Raw genomic sequence first — 16,169 nt, forward strand, 5'->3', positions numbered from 1 at the left:
CCTCGAAGTTGATGCCTCGTGCCTGAAGCCGATGGCCTTGGGCACGAGGTTATCGATTGCGGCGAAGGCGCGCGACGCCGCGCACCTCATACTAAGTGGCTAGGCTGCCTTCTGCCCGCTCCCCGCATCAAGCCCGGCATAGACCCCGCGCTCGAATCCCGCGAACGCCTCCAGGCACTTTCCATCCGCGAACGGCAGCAGCTGCATCAGGATCACCCCGGTGACGTCGCGCGCCGGGTCGATCCAGTAATAAGTGTTGGCAAGGCCCGCCCAGGCGAGGCTGCCGGCGCTGCGGCCTTCGGCCGTCTTGGCGGTGTTGATCATGAAGCTGAGGCCCCATTTCTTCACCTGCTCCGGATAGAGATCGACGTCGTTGGTGTACATCGGCGCTGCCGTCGTCATCTTGGTCATGTTGAGATCGCCCATCTGGTTCTGGCTCATCATGGCGATCGTGTCGGCCTTTAGCACCTGGTTGCCGTTGCCGCTCCCTTTGTTCAGGATCATCTGGGTGAACTTGATGTAGTCGGCTGCGGTCGAATAGAGGCCGCCGCCACCCATGTGGAATTCCGGATTCTGCTCGAGCTCGAACGGGATCGATGCGAGCTGGCCGTCCTCGCCGCGCGCATGCATGCCGACGAGGCGCTTGCGCATGCTGTCGGTGATCTTGAACGCCGTATCGCTCATGCCCAGCGGCGCGAAAAGATTGTCGCGCAGGTAAGCGTCGAGCCGCTTGCCGCTGACGGCTTCCACCGCCTTGCCGACGAAATCGATGTTGGTGCCGTATTCCCAGCGCGTGCCGGGGTCGGTCATGACAGGCGTATTCAGCGCCGCGTTCTGGCAGGTGGTGATCGCGGGAATGCCGTTCTTGTCGAGATAGACCGCGAGATCGCCGTTCCACATATTGTAGCAGAAGCCGGCGGTGTGGGTCATGAGCTGGCGCAGCGTGATCGGCCGCTTGGCCGGTCGCAGCTTGGCCTCGCCCTTGGCATCGAAGCCTTCGAGCACCTGCGGCGCGGCGAGATCGGGCAACACTTCACCGATCGGCGCATCCAGCGACAGCTTGCCCTGCTCGACCAGCTGCATCGCGCCCGCCGATGTCACCGCCTTCGTCATCGAGGCGATCCAGAATACGCTGTCCGCTGTCATCGCATCCGGCTTCGACAGGTCGCGCTTGCCGAATGCGCCCTGATACAGCACGTCGTTACCGCTGGCGGCGATGGCGACGACCCCGGGAATCTCCTTGGCGTCGCTCTTCTGACGCAGAATCTCGTCGATCTCAGCTTTGCTTTGCATGGCGTTTCCTCGAGTTTGATTATTGTTGGCAGTGATCGATTGTCCTCCCGCACGCTCCGCGCGGCAAGCGCGTCCAGATGCCCGCGGCGGTCGCGATGTCGTGACTTGACGGTCCGTGCCACACCTAGGACGACAGACAGGCCGAACGGCAACACTCCGTCACAATCTGCGGTGGATGGCCGCATCTCGCCGTGACCGTGAATGGGCGCTGGCGATATGATTCCTGTGTTTGAAGCACTTGAAACATTTTGTGCGTTGCGGCGTTCAGCACTCGGCCAATCGACGGCCGACGTTAAGACTTGATGCAAATTTGGCGGTCGCCGAGCGGCCGCGAGGGGGACCTCAGATGATTTCGACCTGGAGCGAATGGAAGCGCTATCCCCGTCCCGGACGGGGCGAGAACCTGGAGGCGCCGATTTCGCCAGGGATCTATGAGGTGCGCATCGCCGGGACCGGCGCGCTCTATTCCTTCGGTGCAGTCGACAATCTGGCGCAGGCGCTGGCGCTGCTGCCGGTGGGCTCCAAGAACTGGTTCGGCCGCCGCAACCCGTCCGACGTTCCCGATCTCGAATACCGTACCTGCGCAACGTCGTCGAAGGCCGACGCCAAGGCCGCGGCCGAACGCATGATCGGCCGCCGCGAGACCTATATGAGCGGCGCGGCCTAAGGCCGCTGCCGGTTTAGCTCCCATCAGATGTGCGTTGTGGGACGGTGCATTGCGCGCTGCTTGTCCCTATATTCCGGCCGATCCGATCGCCCCGAAATGATCGTTCGAGGAGTAACGCCATGACCCCGCCCGCTGCCGCACGCGCCACGCAAGCCACCGCCACCCTGCGCGACCGGTTGAAAGACCCCTCGCTCCTGAAGGAGGCCTGCTACATCGACGGCGCCTGGGTCGGCACGCCGGTCTTCGCCGTCAACAATCCGGCCACCGGCGTCGAGCTCGCAAAAGTGCCGCAGCTCGGTGCGGACGATACCACCAAGGCGGTCGAGGCTGCTCAGCGCGCCTTTCCGGCCTGGGCCAAGCACACCGCCAAGCAGCGGTCGAACATCCTGCGCAAATGGTACGAGTTGATCATCGCCAACCGCGAGGATCTCGCGCTGATCCTCACCTCCGAGCAGGGCAAGCCGCTCTCGGAAGCGCTCGGCGAGGTCGATATCGGTGCGGCCTATATCGAGTTCTTCGCCGAGGAAGCGAGGCGCGTCTACGGCGAGACCATTCCGACGCAGCGGCCTGACGCGCGGCTGCTCGCGATCAAGCAGCCGATCGGCGTCTGCGGCGCGATCACGCCGTGGAATTTCCCGAACTCCATGATTACCCGCAAGGTGTCCCCGGCGCTCGCCGCCGGCTGTACCGTGGTGCTCAAGCCCGCCAATGAAACGCCGCTCTCGGCGCTGGCGCTGGCTGTACTGGCGGAGAAGGCCGGAATCCCCAAGGGCGTGCTCAACATCATCACCGGTGATGCGCCGCCGATCGGCAAGGTGCTGTGCGAGCATCCGGCGGTGCGCTTCGTCGGCTTCACCGGCTCGACAGCGGTCGGCAAGATCCTCTATCAGCAGGCCTCCGTCGGCGTGAAGCGGCTTGGCCTCGAGCTCGGCGGCAATGCGCCCTTCGTGGTGTTCGACGACGCCGATATCGACGCTGCGGTCGAAGGCGCCATCGTCTCGAAATACCGCAACATGGGCCAGACCTGCGTCTGCGCCAACCGGCTCTACGCTCAGGACAAGATCTACGACGAGTTCGTGCAGAAGCTGTCGAAGAAGGTCGCCGCGATGAAGATCGGCGACGGCACCGAGAGCGGCGTCACGCAGGGCCCGCTGATCAACCTGAAGGCGGTCGACAAGGTCGAGCGCCACATCGCGGATGCGGTCAAGCGCGGCGCGAAGGTCGTCATCGGCGGCAAGCGCAGCGAGCTCGGGCGTTCGTTCTTCGAGCCGACCGTGCTTGCCGACGTCAAGCCGGACTCGCTGGTGTCGCAGGAGGAAACCTTCGGCCCGCTGGCGCCGGTGATCCGCTTCAAGGACGAAGCCGATGTGGTCGCGATGTGCAACGCCTCGCCGTTTGGCCTGGCGTCGTATTTCTACTCCCGCGATCTCGGCCGCGTCTGGCGCGTCGCCGAAGCGCTGGAATCGGGCATGGTCGGCGTCAACACCGGCCTCATCACCACGGAAGTCGCGCCCTTCGGCGGCGTCAAGGAAAGCGGCCTGGGGCGCGAAGGCTCACGTCACGGCATGGAAGAATATGTCGAGATCAAATACGTGATGATGGCGGGGGTGTGACCGGCAATCGAGGCTCCCGCGCCGGCGATTTGGACTCGCCGGCGCGAATGCATCAGCGGCACACGTAGGCGCCGTTCACATAGACGCGGACGCATGCTGCGCCGGCAGCTGCCGCACCCACAGCCGCGCCACCGACGACCGCGCGCCGCGTGGTTCGGCGTGCAACGCCGGCGACGCTCGCTGGGGTGGCCGGTCGGCCGACCCTGGCTTCGGCGCTTGAAACGCCGAGTGCGATACCGGTGCCGTTCGACCAGTTCGCCGAGCCGAACATTCCGCAGCCCAGAACGGCTGCAACAAGTAGCATTCGCTTGGTGCCGACCAGCCTCATGGCAATCTCCCTCGTTGTGTCAAAGCCGAGTGAGCAGCATTCCTCCGCCATTCGCTTCCGGTTTGATCTGGATCAATGCAGCCGAGGACTTGCAGAGCGGCTTGCTCGCTGCTGCGAGGCGCGGAACTTTCGGCGGAGGCGCGAAATGTGGAAGGCGGCTCGAAGGCCGCCTCCCGCTCGTGCGCCTATGTCGTTACTGGCAGCGATACATCCGGCCGTCTTCCATCTTGGTCATCGTACCGGGCGTGCAGACCATGCCGTTTCGCTTGCGCCAGTCATCCGGCGAGTAGGCGTAAGACGCGTAGGGGCCGCTCCCCGCATAGTAACCCGGACCGGTCCCCCATCCCGGCGACGTTGCGGCAACCGCGGCGGCCGTGCCAACTGCTGCGGCGCCTGCGCCGACTGCGGCGGCACCGTAGCCGTATGCGGCGCGCCGAGTCTGTCGACGCGCCACGCCGGCAACGCTCACCGGAGTCAGCGGGCGGCCGACCCGCGCCTGTGCATTGTCGACCGACATCGAGACGCCGTGCTCCTCAGACCACGCGAAGGAGAACAACGCCGCGCAGGCAAAGGTCGAGGCTGCTATGGCAATTCTTGTCACACGTGTAGGTGTCATGCTTCTTCTCCATGGCTGTCTTCCAAATGCGCCTTCGCTGTCCAGGGGCGGTGTCCCTGGACGTCTTCGTCGCGCTGGTCTGGAGCGGCGTGCAACCGAAGCCGTTTGCGCTCAGCGCAAGCGGCGGCAGGAGCGATTGCGAGAGGAGACGCTTCATCGGAGGCACGCCGTGTTGTGCTTTGGAGAGCCATGGATCATATGGGAAATCGGTGAGGGGCGCTATTGTGCCGCCGTGCCTCAATGGGTCACGCCAACTGCCTTATCATGGGATCTAGCGCCGCAGCACTTACATTCGCGGAAACAGCCTGGATTGCTTCGTCGCAAGGGCTCCCGCAATGAAGGAGTGAGTGACAACAGCCGGACTTAAATCTTCAGCTCTTTCCCCGTCACGCGACGATACGCTTCCAGATACCGCTTGCTGGTCGCCTCCACCACGCTGGCCGGCAGTGGCGGCGGCGGGGCGTCACCGTTCCAGCGGCCGGCGCGGCGCTCGACGTCGAGATAGTCGCGCAAGGGCTGCTTGTCGAAGCTGGCCTGCGGCTGGCCGGGCTTGTAGGCATCGACCGCCCAGAAGCGCGAGGAATCCGGTGTCATGACCTCGTCGATCAGGATGATGCGGCCGTCCTTGTCGCGGCCGAATTCGAACTTGGTGTCGGCGATGATGATGCCCTGCTCGCGCGCCAGTTCCTCACCGAGCGTGTAGATCGCACGCGTCATGCTCTCGAGCGTATAGGCAACGTCGTCGCCGACGACCTCGCGCATCTTCGCGATGGTGATGTTCTCGTCGTGGCCGGTCTCGGCCTTGGTCGCCGGGCTGAAGATCGACGGCTCCAGCTTTTCGCTCTCGACGAGGCCCGCCTTCAGCTTCTCGCCGGCGAGCGTGCCGCTGGCGGCGTATTCCTTCCAGGCCGAGCCCGAGAGATAACCACGGATCACGCATTCGATCGGAAACACGGTGGTGCGGCGGGACAGCATGGCGCGGCCGAGGATCTCGGCGCGGTGCGGCTTCAAGGCCGGCACGGCGGCGATGATCTCGTCGGTGTCGGCGCTGATCATGTGATGCGGCACCACGCTTTCGAGCTCGTTGAACCAGAACGCGCTGATCTGGGTCAGCACCGCGCCCTTCATCGGGATGATCTCGCCCATCACCACGTCGAAGGCGCTGATGCGATCGGTGGTGACGAGCAGCAGGCGATCGTCGTCGACGGCGTAGATATCGCGCACCTTGCCGCGTCCGATCTTGGGCAGGGGCAGGTCGCTGGAGAGCATGGTGGTCATCGCAAAGCTTTCGCAGACTTGGCTTTCAGACGGGACATCCGGCCGCACTGGACGCACGGCCGGCAACCGGATTAGCCTATTCCGGCAGCGGAATGAACTCATGTTCCTGCGGAACTGCAGCGAAACGGCCGGTTTTCCAGTCCTGCTTGGCCTGCTCGATCCGCTCCTTGCTGGAGGACACGAAATTCCACCAGACGTGGCGCGGCCCCTCCAGCGCATCGCCGCCGAGAAACATCATCCGGGTCGCTTTCAGCGCCTTCACGGTGATGCGGTCGCCCGGGCGGAAGATCAGCAGTCGCGGCGCCTCGTAACGCTCGTTTGCGATCTCGACCTCGCCGTCGACGATATAGATCGCGCGCTCCTCATGATCGGGATCGAGCGGCACGCTCGCGCCGGCGGCGGCCGTGACCTCGGTGTAGAACCAGGGCGAGACCATCGTCACGGGCGAGGTGATGCCGAACGACGAGCCCGCGATCACCCGTGCGGTGAAATCGCGCTCGGAGATCATCGGCAAATCGCCGGCGCCGTAATGCTGGAACGACGGCGCGATCTCTTCCGATCCCGCCGGCAGCGCGATCCAGCTTTGCAGGCCCAGCATCTTCTGGCCCGAGGCGCGCTGCGCTTCGGGCGTGCGCTCGGAATGCGCGATGCCGCGCCCGGCCGTCATCAAATTCATCGCGCCGGGCGCGATCTCCTGGACGTTGCCCTCGCTGTCGCGATGCATGATCGCGCCGTCGAACAGGTAGGTCACGGTGGCAAGGCCGATATGCGGATGCGGCCGCACGTCCATGCCCTTGCCGGAGACGAACTGCACCGGACCGAAATGGTCGAAGAAGATGAAGGGCCCGACCATCTGCCGCTTGCCATGCGGCAGCGCGCGTCGCACCGCGAATCCGTCGCCGAGATCGCGCGTGCGCGGCACGATGACGAGATCGAGCGCATCGCAGGACATGGGATCGCCGAGCACGGGATCGTTCGAGGGTTGCCAGCTCATGGTGGATTCCTTCCGTATCTTTGTGAGATTGATCTTAGCAGAGTTTGTCGTCGTCGTGGCAAAGGCCGCCCGCAAACTCCGCTGTCATTCCCCGCGGAAGCCGGGAATCCAGTACGCCGAGGCTTTTCGGTTCAATTATAACTGTCTCGGAGTACTGGATCGCCCGGTCGAGCCGGGCGATGACAGTTGTGAGTAAGGATGGTCCTTGAAAAAATAGCCCCAACGAACGATGTTCGGCTGGTTCCAACCGCGACCGAACGCATTACCGCATGACCCTTGCCGCAACCGAGCTCGCCTTCCGCGCTGCCAGCGTTGCGCTGCTGCTGGTGCTGGCGGCGTCATTGATCTCCGATTTCCGCAACGTGCTGGCAGCCCGCCTCGGTGCCGCGTTCGCGCTCAGCTCGGCCGCGCATGCGGTGAGCTATTCGGTGGATGTCACCTCGCCGATCGCGCTCTGGCATGCACCGCTGATCGCGTTGTCGACTGGCACCATCGTAGTGTTCTGGCTGTTCACACGCTCCCTGTTCGACGACGCGTTTCACCTCCGCTGGTGGCACGGATGGGTCTGGGCGCTGGTGACGGCCTTCAGCTTCGCAGGCTGCATCTGGATTGCGCCCAGCGGCCATGTGCGCTTCTCGGTGACGGCGGTCAATCTGATCGTGCTCGGTTTCATCGCCCTTGCGGTCGGGCAGATGATCGCCTCCTGGCCGGCTGACCTGGTCGAGCGCCGCCGCAGCGCTCGTGTCTTCGTCGTCTGTGCAACCGCGCTCTATGGCGGGCTGAACGCGGTGCTCCAGATCGCCGTCGTCGGCCACCACGTCGGCGATGTCGCCGAAACCATCAATGCCGGCGTGCTCGCCTGCACCGTCGCGGCGATCGTCTATGCCATGATGCGCATCGATGGGGCGGATCTGTTTCCGGCCGCGGTGGCGCCCGCCCCGCCGGTTGTTTTCAGTCAGCCTGCGGCCGATGAATCCGCCGATCAAAAACTCATCGACGCCCTGATGCGACTGATGGCGGGCGAGCGGATCTATCGTCAGGAGAATATCACCATCGGCGTGCTGGCGGGCCGGCTGAAAATTCCGGAATACCGGCTGCGCCGGCTGATCAACCAGCGGCTCGGGTATCGCAACTTCAATGTGTTCCTGAACAATCACCGGATCGAGGAGGCCAAGGCTGCGCTCGCCGATGCCACCCAGTCCGAGGTTCCCGTCATCACCATCGCGATGGACGCCGGCTTCCAGTCGCTGGGTCCGTTCAACCGCGCCTTCAAGGCCGTGACTGGGGTGACGCCGACGGAATATCGGCGGCTCAAGGCTGACGCGGCGTAGATTTTTAGACCTTTGAAATCACGTAAGAATTCCGAAATCGACGAGCCTCGATCACTTTCGACGAGGTCGTTTTTCAAATCCGGCGAGCGCGTATCGCCCGCCTCCGGCCTGCTCTCCCGCACTCGCCCCAAAGCCGGAGAAAGCCCGTGACCCGCCGCCGCAAGATCATCCTCGCCACCATCGCCATCGCCATCGCCTGTGCCGGTCTCGCGCTCGGCGCGGCGCGCGCCCGCAACGTGCCGAAGGTTGCGACCGGCTTCATCGCCCACACGCTCTGCTCGGAGACCTTCGTCTCAGGCCTCGATCCCACGCGCGACCTCGCCGAGACCACCGACGCGATGCCGGGCGCGGGTCTGCTCACCTGGGCGATGGATCTTCGGGTCGATCGCACGCGCAAGGATGTCACGGTGTCCCTGTTCGGATTTGGCCGCAGCCATGCCGTCTATCGCGAGGGGCTCGGCTGCACGCTCGAGCACGGGCAGGGGATCGCCGATGTCGCGTTGCCGCTGGACGACAAGCAGCCCGCGCTGCTCCCCGAGATCGCCGGCCCGGGGATCGTGCCGCCGCAAAGTGAGGGCCTGGCAGCCGCGCTCGACCGCGCCTTCGCCGAGCCCGCGCAGCCGCCTTATCGCCGCACCCGCGCTATCGTTGTCATGAAGGCCGGCCGCGTCATCGCCGAGCGCTATGCCGACGGCATCGGGCCGGAGACGCAACTGCTCGGTTTCTCCATGACGAAGTCGGTGATGTCGGCCCTGACAGGCATTCTCGTGCGCCAGGGCAAATTGAAGCTCGACGGGCCCGCGCCCGTCGCCGCCTGGCAAAATCCGGATGATCCGCGTCATCCCATCACCGTCGATCAATTGCTGCGTCACACCGCGGGCATTGCGCTCGGAAGCTCGCTGGAGGCCTCGCTCGGCTCCGCGCTGGAACCGGTCAACACCATGAAATATGCCGAAGACGATATGGCCAGCTTTGCCGAGCGCGCGCCGCTTGCGACCGCGCCGGGCACGGCGTGGAATTATCACGACGGCAACTTCCTCATCCTCGCGCATCTGCTGCGTGATGCCACCGGCGGCAAGCCCGCCGATGCGCTCCGCTTCGCGCGCCGCGAATTGTTCGCGCCACTTGGCATGGTCAACGTCACGCTTCAGCTCGACGCTTCAGGCACGATCGAGGGCTCCGGCGAAATGCTGGCCTCTGCGCGCGACTGGGCGCGCTTCGGCCAGCTCTATCTCAACGACGGCATAGCCGGCGGCAAGCGTATCCTGCCCGAAGGCTGGGTGAATTATTCCGCGTCAGCCACGCCGCACGCCTGGGTCGGCATCGGCGCCGGCTTCTGGACCAACGAGGGCGGCAGCATTGGTGCAAAGTTTCGCATCGAGCACGGCTGGCCGCGCGATGCCTTCTTCGCCAAGGGCACGATCGGGCAGTACGCGATCATGATCCCATCGGAGAAGTTGGTGATCGTGCGGCTCGGTCGCTCGCCGAACGGGCCGCTGGGGGCGGATGGCGTGTTCGATCTGGTGCGTGATGTGATTGCGGCAACGCGCGAGAAGGAAAGCTGGCGGGGACGAATTGAAAGTAGAGCTTGGCGCTACTTCCCCTCTCCCCTTGTGGGAGAGGGTGGCTCGCCGCGTAGCGGCGAGACGGGTGAGGGGTCTCTCTCCGCACGCCTCTCATGCAGTTGATTGCGCGGAGACGTACCCCTCATCCGGCGCTTCGCGCCACCTTCTCCCACAAGGGGAGAAGGGAAGGAAAGAGCCGTCGCTTCTACCGCCCCAGCTCCGTCGCCTTGGCCACGCGATCGAATCGCTCCAGCGTCATGATCGCATCCGCGAATTTTTCCGCGCGCGCGTTCAGCACAGGGCGCGCCAGCGTCAGGAATTTCTGCTGCATCGCCTGCGCGTCCGGGAACGAATTCGGCTCGCCGGACGGATCCGCATAGAGCCGCTCATGCACGCCATCGTCCGTCGTGATGCTGACGCGGGCGCCGAACGGATGGGTGCGGCCGATCTCGAGCCGGTCGTCCTGCACCACGTCGAACTTGTCGGCGAGCGCGTCGATCGCGGCATCGCCAAGGCGGTTGTAGTCGTCCCAGCCGAACGAACCCTGGTCGAGCGCGAGCGCGCCGGTGAAGAACATCGAGAACTGGCCGCCGACGATCGAGGTCGGATGACGCTTGGTCGCGGCATCGCCGGTCAAGGTAATGCCGTTCCGATGCAAACCGATCTCGACGCGCTTGACCTGGTCCGGTGTCAGATTGTGCTCGCGACGCATCGCGATCAGCGCGTCGATCGCGGCATGGGTGTAGCGGCAGCTCGGATATGGCTTCACGCCGATCTTCATGGTCTCGTAGGTCTTGCCGAGCTCGGCCACCGCCCTGTCCGGATGCGCATCGTCGGTGTAGCCGGCGAGCAGGCCGTGCTTGCCTTCGACCGATTCGGTCGCGCCGACGAAATCGTTGCGCGCCAGCGTCGCGGCGATCACGCCGTTCATCGCGGCGGCGCCGACCTGGTAGCGCTTATTCCAGGCGCCGTTGACCAGGAATTGCAGCGAGCCGGCGGCCTGGCTGCCGGAGACACCGAAGGCGGCGATGATCTGCTGCTCGGAGAGGCCGAACAGTTTTCCGGCCGCCGCGGCAGCGCCATAGGTGCCGGCGGTCGCGGTCGGGTGGAAGCCGCGCGCATAATGCGAGGTAGGGTCGAGCGCGTTGCCGAGCCGGCAGCAGACCTCATAGCCCGCGACGATCGCGGTCAGCACATCGCGGCCCGAAGCGCCGACCATCTCGCCGACGGCGAAGGCGGCCGGAACGACCGGCGCACTCGGGTGCAGCGAGGAATCGGCATGGGTGTCGTCGAAATCGAGGGAATGGCCGAGCGCGCCGTTGAGCAGCGCCGCGACCGCGGGCGTCCAGGTCTTGGAGTCGCCGAACACGGTGGATTCGCCCTTGGTGTCGAGCGCCAGCGCCTCCAGCATTTTCAGCATCGACGGGGTCGATTCCGCCTCGCGCCTGGCCCGGATCGCGCTGCCGAGGAAGTCCAGCGTCAGCACCTTGGCGCGATCCAGCACCTCGGCCGGAATATCCTGGTATTCCAGGTTGAAGACGTAGGCGGCAAGCGTTGCGGTTTCGTGGGCCATCGTGTTTCCTCGTTTTGGCGCGCAAGTTAGGCGGGCTGATTTGGCCTTTCAAGCGGCCTTGCGGCCGCGGGCATCAGCCATGCTTTTGCTTGGCCCGAGAAGATTGGGACGTCTGACGATGGCATTCGCAGGACAGGTGTGGGAGCGGATCAGGTCGCGGCGGACGCAACTGGGATTGGCGATCAGGGTCACGGTGGCCGCGACCGCGGCCTATGCGCTCGCCACCGCGCTGCATCTGCTATTGCCGCTCTGGGCGGTGCTGACCTCACTGATCGTGACCCAGATGAGCGTCGGCCGCTCGTTGAAGGCGACGCGCGACTACATGCTCGGCACCATCGGCGGTGCCATCTATGGCGGCGCCATCGCGATCCTGATTCCTTATTCCAGCGAGGCAGGCCTATTGGGGCTTCTGGTGCTCTCGGTCGCGCCGCTCGCCTTCATCGCCGCGATCAATCCGAGCCTCAGCGCCGCCACCGTGACCGCCGTGATCGTGCTCCTGGTTCCGACCATGCATCACTCCGATCCCATGACCTCGGCGATCGACCGTGTCAGCGAGGTCGGGGTCGGCGCCATCACGGGATTGCTGGTGTCGTTCCTGGTGCTGCCCTCGCGCGCGGTACGGCAGATCCGTGCCAGCGCCGCGATCCTGCTCGAGCTGATCGCCGATGCCTTCACCGAGCTGCTCGCGGGCCTCACCCGCGGCCGCGACAACGACGCGCTGCACCGGATCCAGGACGGGATCGGCACCGCGATGGTTGGTCTCAATGCGATCGGCACTGAAGCCGAGCGCGAGCGCGCCGCGCGGCTGTCGAGCGGTCCGGACACCGGCCCGCTGCTGCGAACGGTCCTGCGGTTGCGCCATGACGTCGTGATGATCGGCCGCGCTACGGTGGTGCCGTTGCCGATCGAGGTGCAGACGCGGCTCGCAGCTCCCTTGACGGAGGTCTCGACGGTGATCGCGCGCTTCCTGCGGTCGGCCGCGGCGGCCTTGCGCGAAGGCGCCGGCGCGCCGCCGATCCATCCCGTCCACGTCGCGCTTCAGCACTACGCCGAAGCGGTCGCATCCGTCCGCCACGACGGCCTGATCCGTGGCCATGCCGGCGACACGGCCGAACGCTTCTTCGCACTCGGTTTCTCGCTGGAGCAGATGCACCAGAATCTCTGCGACCTCGACCGCGTCGTCGGCGAATGGTCGGAGGTCTCGGACGACAAGACCGCGCGCGTTGCGGAGTGAGTTCGGCGCGTCCTCGTAAACGTCGGCTCTCGACAGCAATGCGCACGTCGCGCGGCTTGACTCTGATCGGCTGCCTGAGACGCTGCACGCGCTAGGTTCCATCGGGTCATGCTGCTGACGCAATCTCTGTCTTAGTCGGTGTGAAGCTAAAACACTACGTGAGGGCCACTCCGGTTCCCACGACGGTTCCGTAGCCAGGGGTTGGCTGGCTCGAATCCGCAAAACGATTGGCACAAGTTCATGAACGCTTCTGCGTTCGCTTGACCACGTTTGCGGTTCTGGAACCGGTCAATCTAAAAAATCACAGGACTTATGATGCTATTCCGCTCGAGCGCCGCAATTTGCGGCGCCCTGGTTGCGCTCGCCTTCTCTGTTGCCGTTGCTCGAAGTGAAACACATGGGGATCACTCAAGTGACGTCGTCGATGCCGCCTCTGGCGATGCGATCGTTGGGGCTGCGTCCACATACAATCCGTTCAAGCCCGGCAAGGAGGAGGGCGGTCCGAAGACAGCCACCGGCGAGCGTTATGATCCCTCTGCCTGGACGGCTGCCATCAAGACGAGCTTGCGTCGCAAATTCGGTGGGGTTCAATTTGGCGCGAGGCCGAAATATGCCCTCGTCGAAGCCGTGGGCAAGAAGGTCATCGTCAAGATAAATGACGTGGGGCCACTAAGGCCTGGCCGCATCATTGACCTCAATGAGCGGACGATGCGCCATTTCGATCCAAGCATGGACCTCGGGGTCATTCCCGATGTGAGAGTTAGTCCGCTTGCTGGGGACAATTGGACCCCGGGGCCGGTGGGCTGAACACGGGCGGTGTTCGTCAATGTCGGCCCGCACGCTTCGTCAGCCCCTTGCCCTGCATGCGCCAGAGCAAGAGATCGATGCGGTCCTGACCGAAGAACGGCTCGTTCTCGAATACGAAGGTCGGCACGCCCCAATGGCCGGAGGCGGCGTGATCCTTCTCGTTTCCGGCGATCACCTGCTCGTAGCGATCCGCGTCGGCGCTGATCGCTTCATCCATCGCGGCGAGGTCGAAGCCGGCGCTCTCGGCGGCGCGCGCGAGATGATCGCCTTCGTTCCAGCCCGCCACCGAGCCGTCCCACAGCACGCGCGCGATCGCGGAGGTGAATGCGAGCGAGCGTCCCTCGAGCTGCGCCATGGCGCCCAGGCGGGTCAGGCGGTGGATGTAGGGCTGCTCGGCCGCGACATCGAACGTCGTCTTGTCCTGCACGATCGGATCGGGCCGGGGAAAGCGGAACGGAATGCCCTCGTGCTGCGCCACGCGCGTGCTGTCGAGCACCACATAGCGAATGAAGTTCGGGCTGGCCTTCTTGAAGAAGCCGGGCACGCGGGCCGCGAGCGGATAGACCGGCCGCAGGTTCACGGCGAGATCGTAGTCTTCGACGAGCTTCAGCGTCTTCGGCAGCGCCAGATAGCTGAACGGGCTGCGGAAGGAGAAGAATAGATCGACGGACAGCGTCATCGCGCCGGCTCCACGATCCGTCCCATCATGGCGCGGACGACGAGCTTGTGGAAGGGTGTGATGAGGGCGAGGTAGGTTCGGCCCAGAAGATTATGCGTCCGCACCAGCGTGGTCGAGGTTACCTGCCGGCCTGCCGTACCTCCTGCAACATCGACCACGATGCGGAAGTCGAGGTGGTAGTCGTCGAAACCCGCGACCAGCCGCTCCGGCGTTTCGTCGACCACCGGAAACAGGCCGATCAGACCGTGCGGCGCCGGTGCGCCTTCGCCTGATGTCTTCAGCCCGAACGGGCTCACCAGAATGTTGCGCAGGCGCAGCAGCACGTCGATCCAGCGCGGCCCGTGCAGCACCATCCGGGTGCAGGCCTCGCGGGCATTCACCGTCGCTGCGCCGATCTCGATGCGAAACGCATCGACGAATTGCGCGCCTGCCAGCAGCGTGTCGGCATCGACCTCAGGCGTGACTTCGCGGACGGCTCCGTTCATCCCGCCAGTCTGCGCGTCAGCATCCGGAAGCGCAAGATCAAGAGCCCGGCGTAGACGAACGTCCCGACCGAAAACCCGACCCAGACGCCGACCGCGCCAAGCCCGGCGTTGAAGGCCAGCACCCAGGCGATGGGAAAGGCGATGCCCCAGTAGCCGATCGCCGCGAACAGCAGTGTCATTCTCGTGTCGTTGATGCCGCGCAGCGCGCCGCCCATGATGGTCTGCAGGCCGTCTGCGATGAAGAAGGTGGCGCCGACCAGCAGCAGCGTTGCGGTCAGCTCGATGGTGGCCGCGCTCGCCTCGCCGCTGCCGAAGAACAGCTGGCCCAACTGGTAGCGGCCGAGGATGATGGCGATCGTCAGGGCGGAGACGAGCGCCATGCCGAGCAAGGCGGCGACGAGCCCGGCGCGCTTCACCGCGGCCGGCTCGCCGCGGCCGAAGGCGTGGCCGACCCGCACGGTGGCTGCCATGCCGATGCCGAGCGGCACCATGAACAGCACGGCGGTGATCTGCAGCGCGATCTGATGCGCGGCAATCGCGGCGGTCGAGATCAGCCCCATCAGCAGCGCCGCCGAGGAGAACAGGCCATATTCCAGCAGCAGCGAAAACGAGATCGGCGCGCCGATCGCGATCAGCTGGCGCATCAGCGGCCAGTCGATCCGCCACAGGCGGGCGAGTGGGCGGTAGTCCGAAAACGGTTTGCGCAGCCCTGCGATGGCGAGCACGGCGACGAACGTGCCGAGGTTGACGATCGTGGTCGCAAGTCCGGCGCCGAACAGGCCGAGCTCCGGCAGGCCGAACAGGCCGTGGATCAGCGCATAGACCAGCGCAGCATTGACCGGGATCGCCGCGAGCGTGATCCACAGCGGCGGCTGCGGCCGGTTCACCGCGCTCATCATGCTGCGCAACGCGATGAAGCCGAGCGCCGGCGCGATGCCCCAGGCCAGGCCGTTGAGGTAGCGCTGGGCCAGCGCGGCCGACTGCGGCGCCTGTCCGAGCGCGAGCAGGATCCGCTCGCCATAGAGCGGCGAGGCCATCATCGGCAGCGAGATCAGCAGCGCGACCCACAGGCCGACGCGCAAGGAGCGGCGGATCAGCCTGACATCTCCGGCGCCAAACGCCTGCGCGGCCAGTGGCGACACCGCGGCCATCAATCCGAGCCCGAAGGTGAAGCTGACGAAATAGACGGTGTGCGCCAGCGCCGCCGCGGCCACCGCATCCTCGCCAAGCCGCCCGATCAGCGCGAGATCGGTCGTGATCATCGCGATCTGCCCGAGCTGCGTCAGCATCATCGGCACGGCCAGCCGCAGCGTCTCGACGAACTCTTCGGCGAGATGGTTCTGCGGCACGCCGGCTTGCGGCTGCGAATGATGTTGGACGGTGTCGAGCATGGCGGCTCATAGCACGGCCGAGCGACGAAAACATGGCCCGTCTCTCTTACCCTCTCCCCTTGCGGGAGAGGGTGGATCGCCGCGAAGCGGCGAGACGGGTGAGGGGTTCTATCCGCGAGTCCAACTTTTGCTTGAATTCGCGGAGGCATACCCCTCATCCGGCGCTTCGCGCCACCTTCTCCCGCAAGGGGCCTGTTGCGTAATCCGCCAGTTGTGATTCCCTAGGTCAAAGCCTTGGAGGTATCGATGGCGGTGAAGCGGACAGGACAGCCGAGCTTTGTGGAAGCGCTGATGCCGAAGGGCGCCGGCGCCAAT

14 protein-coding genes and 1 pseudogene are annotated in these 16,169 nt (G+C 65.1%); 6 read left to right on the forward strand and 9 right to left on the reverse strand.

Annotated elements, in window-relative coordinates; genetic code table 11:
• Positions 1–99: 99 nt before the first annotated feature.
• Complete coding sequence (locus tag CV770_RS30495; protein ID WP_104464995.1) at positions 100–1,293, reverse strand: serine hydrolase domain-containing protein; 1,194 nt, start codon at positions 1,291–1,293, stop codon at positions 100–102.
• A gap of 346 nt (positions 1,294–1,639) precedes the next feature.
• Here CV770_RS30495 and CV770_RS30500 point away from each other — a divergent pair, with 346 nt between their 5' ends.
• On the forward strand, positions 1,640–1,960 hold the full coding sequence (locus CV770_RS30500; protein WP_018319440.1) for a hypothetical protein: 321 nt from the start codon (positions 1,640–1,642) through the stop codon (positions 1,958–1,960).
• A 119-nt stretch (positions 1,961–2,079) separates the two neighbouring features.
• Positions 2,080–3,573 carry an NAD-dependent succinate-semialdehyde dehydrogenase gene (locus CV770_RS30505; protein ID WP_104464996.1) on the forward strand — a complete coding sequence of 498 codons (1,494 nt, stop codon included), beginning with the start codon at positions 2,080–2,082 and terminating at the stop codon, positions 3,571–3,573.
• 52 nt (positions 3,574–3,625) lie between these two features.
• Here CV770_RS30505 and CV770_RS30510 read toward each other — a convergent pair whose 3' ends face one another.
• The 4 genes and pseudogenes from CV770_RS30510 to CV770_RS30530 all read right to left on the reverse strand — a co-directional run bounded on the left by CV770_RS30510 (position 3,626) and on the right by CV770_RS30530 (position 6,789).
• Positions 3,626–3,901: a hypothetical protein gene (locus CV770_RS30510; protein ID WP_104464997.1), complete on the reverse strand. Its 276-nt coding sequence runs from the start codon at positions 3,899–3,901 to the stop codon at positions 3,626–3,628.
• A 426-nt stretch (positions 3,902–4,327) separates the two neighbouring features.
• Positions 4,328–4,517, reverse strand: a pseudogene (locus CV770_RS44095) (hypothetical protein); the annotation flags it as partial.
• 363 nt (positions 4,518–4,880) lie between these two features.
• Positions 4,881–5,795 carry a phosphoribosylaminoimidazolesuccinocarboxamide synthase gene (locus CV770_RS30525; protein WP_104464998.1) on the reverse strand — a complete coding sequence of 305 codons (915 nt, stop codon included), beginning with the start codon at positions 5,793–5,795 and terminating at the stop codon, positions 4,881–4,883.
• A 76-nt stretch (positions 5,796–5,871) separates the two neighbouring features.
• Complete coding sequence (locus CV770_RS30530; RefSeq protein ID WP_104464999.1) at positions 5,872–6,789, reverse strand: pirin family protein; 918 nt, start codon at positions 6,787–6,789, stop codon at positions 5,872–5,874.
• Positions 6,790–7,058: 269 nt separating this feature from the next.
• Here CV770_RS30530 and CV770_RS30540 point away from each other — a divergent pair, with 269 nt between their 5' ends.
• Together CV770_RS30540 and CV770_RS30545 are read left to right on the forward strand one after the other, a co-directional pair.
• Positions 7,059–8,120 carry a helix-turn-helix domain-containing protein gene (locus tag CV770_RS30540; protein WP_104465001.1) on the forward strand — a complete coding sequence of 354 codons (1,062 nt, stop codon included), beginning with the start codon at positions 7,059–7,061 and terminating at the stop codon, positions 8,118–8,120.
• Positions 8,121–8,266: 146 nt separating this feature from the next.
• Positions 8,267–9,808 carry a serine hydrolase domain-containing protein gene (locus tag CV770_RS30545; RefSeq protein ID WP_104465002.1) on the forward strand — a complete coding sequence of 514 codons (1,542 nt, stop codon included), beginning with the start codon at positions 8,267–8,269 and terminating at the stop codon, positions 9,806–9,808.
• A gap of 82 nt (positions 9,809–9,890) precedes the next feature.
• Here CV770_RS30545 and CV770_RS30550 read toward each other — a convergent pair whose 3' ends face one another.
• Positions 9,891–11,258, reverse strand: coding sequence for an MmgE/PrpD family protein (locus CV770_RS30550; RefSeq protein WP_104465003.1), 1,368 nt, complete (start codon positions 11,256–11,258; stop codon positions 9,891–9,893).
• 118 nt (positions 11,259–11,376) lie between these two features.
• Here CV770_RS30550 and CV770_RS30555 point away from each other — a divergent pair, with 118 nt between their 5' ends.
• Positions 11,377–12,492: an FUSC family protein gene (locus tag CV770_RS30555; RefSeq protein ID WP_104465004.1), complete on the forward strand. Its 1,116-nt coding sequence runs from the start codon at positions 11,377–11,379 to the stop codon at positions 12,490–12,492.
• A gap of 312 nt (positions 12,493–12,804) precedes the next feature.
• Entirely contained in the window at positions 12,805–13,299 is a 495-nt protein-coding gene (locus CV770_RS30560; protein ID WP_201760110.1) for a septal ring lytic transglycosylase RlpA family protein, read from the forward strand.
• A gap of 16 nt (positions 13,300–13,315) precedes the next feature.
• On the opposite strand, the gene CV770_RS30565 is transcribed toward CV770_RS30560, so the two are convergent.
• From CV770_RS30565 to CV770_RS30575, 3 genes are read right to left on the reverse strand one after another with little or no spacing between them, the layout of a single operon-like run.
• Positions 13,316–13,978 carry a 2-hydroxychromene-2-carboxylate isomerase gene (locus tag CV770_RS30565; RefSeq protein WP_104465005.1) on the reverse strand — a complete coding sequence of 221 codons (663 nt, stop codon included), beginning with the start codon at positions 13,976–13,978 and terminating at the stop codon, positions 13,316–13,318.
• A complete protein-coding gene (locus tag CV770_RS30570; protein WP_091962137.1) occupies positions 13,975–14,463 on the reverse strand; it encodes a DUF2867 domain-containing protein in 489 nt (162 codons plus the stop codon). The genes CV770_RS30565 and CV770_RS30570 overlap by 4 nt, the downstream gene beginning before the upstream one ends.
• Positions 14,460–15,854 carry an MATE family efflux transporter gene (locus CV770_RS30575; protein WP_104465006.1) on the reverse strand — a complete coding sequence of 465 codons (1,395 nt, stop codon included), beginning with the start codon at positions 15,852–15,854 and terminating at the stop codon, positions 14,460–14,462. Before CV770_RS30575 ends, CV770_RS30570 begins: the two co-directional genes overlap by 4 nt.
• Between the last annotated feature and the right edge of the window lie 315 nt (positions 15,855–16,169).

Origin of the sequence: Bradyrhizobium sp. AC87j1 (genome assembly GCF_002936975.1) — a bacterium.
Lineage (GTDB): Bacteria > Pseudomonadota > Alphaproteobacteria > Rhizobiales > Xanthobacteraceae > Bradyrhizobium > Bradyrhizobium shewense.

What these genes read in the sequence shown, in the direction of transcription:
- CV770_RS30495 (WP_104464995.1), bottom strand. Translation starts at nt 1,293, where the DNA reads ATGCAAAGCAAAGCTGAGATCGACGAGATTCTGCGTCAGAAGAGCGAC.
- CV770_RS30500 (WP_018319440.1), top strand. Translation starts at nt 1,640, where the DNA reads ATGATTTCGACCTGGAGCGAATGGAAGCGCTATCCCCGTCCCGGACGG.
- CV770_RS30505 (WP_104464996.1), top strand. Translation starts at nt 2,080, where the DNA reads ATGACCCCGCCCGCTGCCGCACGCGCCACGCAAGCCACCGCCACCCTG.
- CV770_RS30510 (WP_104464997.1), bottom strand. Translation starts at nt 3,901, where the DNA reads ATGAGGCTGGTCGGCACCAAGCGAATGCTACTTGTTGCAGCCGTTCTG.
- CV770_RS30525 (WP_104464998.1), bottom strand. Translation starts at nt 5,795, where the DNA reads ATGACCACCATGCTCTCCAGCGACCTGCCCCTGCCCAAGATCGGACGC.
- CV770_RS30530 (WP_104464999.1), bottom strand. Translation starts at nt 6,789, where the DNA reads ATGAGCTGGCAACCCTCGAACGATCCCGTGCTCGGCGATCCCATGTCC.
- CV770_RS30540 (WP_104465001.1), top strand. Translation starts at nt 7,059, where the DNA reads ATGACCCTTGCCGCAACCGAGCTCGCCTTCCGCGCTGCCAGCGTTGCG.
- CV770_RS30550 (WP_104465003.1), bottom strand. Translation starts at nt 11,258, where the DNA reads ATGGCCCACGAAACCGCAACGCTTGCCGCCTACGTCTTCAACCTGGAA.
- CV770_RS30555 (WP_104465004.1), top strand. Translation starts at nt 11,377, where the DNA reads ATGGCATTCGCAGGACAGGTGTGGGAGCGGATCAGGTCGCGGCGGACG.
- CV770_RS30560 (WP_201760110.1), top strand. Translation starts at nt 12,805, where the DNA reads ATGATGCTATTCCGCTCGAGCGCCGCAATTTGCGGCGCCCTGGTTGCG.
- CV770_RS30565 (WP_104465005.1), bottom strand. Translation starts at nt 13,978, where the DNA reads ATGACGCTGTCCGTCGATCTATTCTTCTCCTTCCGCAGCCCGTTCAGC.
- CV770_RS30570 (WP_091962137.1), bottom strand. Translation starts at nt 14,463, where the DNA reads ATGAACGGAGCCGTCCGCGAAGTCACGCCTGAGGTCGATGCCGACACG.
- CV770_RS30575 (WP_104465006.1), bottom strand. Translation starts at nt 15,854, where the DNA reads ATGCTCGACACCGTCCAACATCATTCGCAGCCGCAAGCCGGCGTGCCG.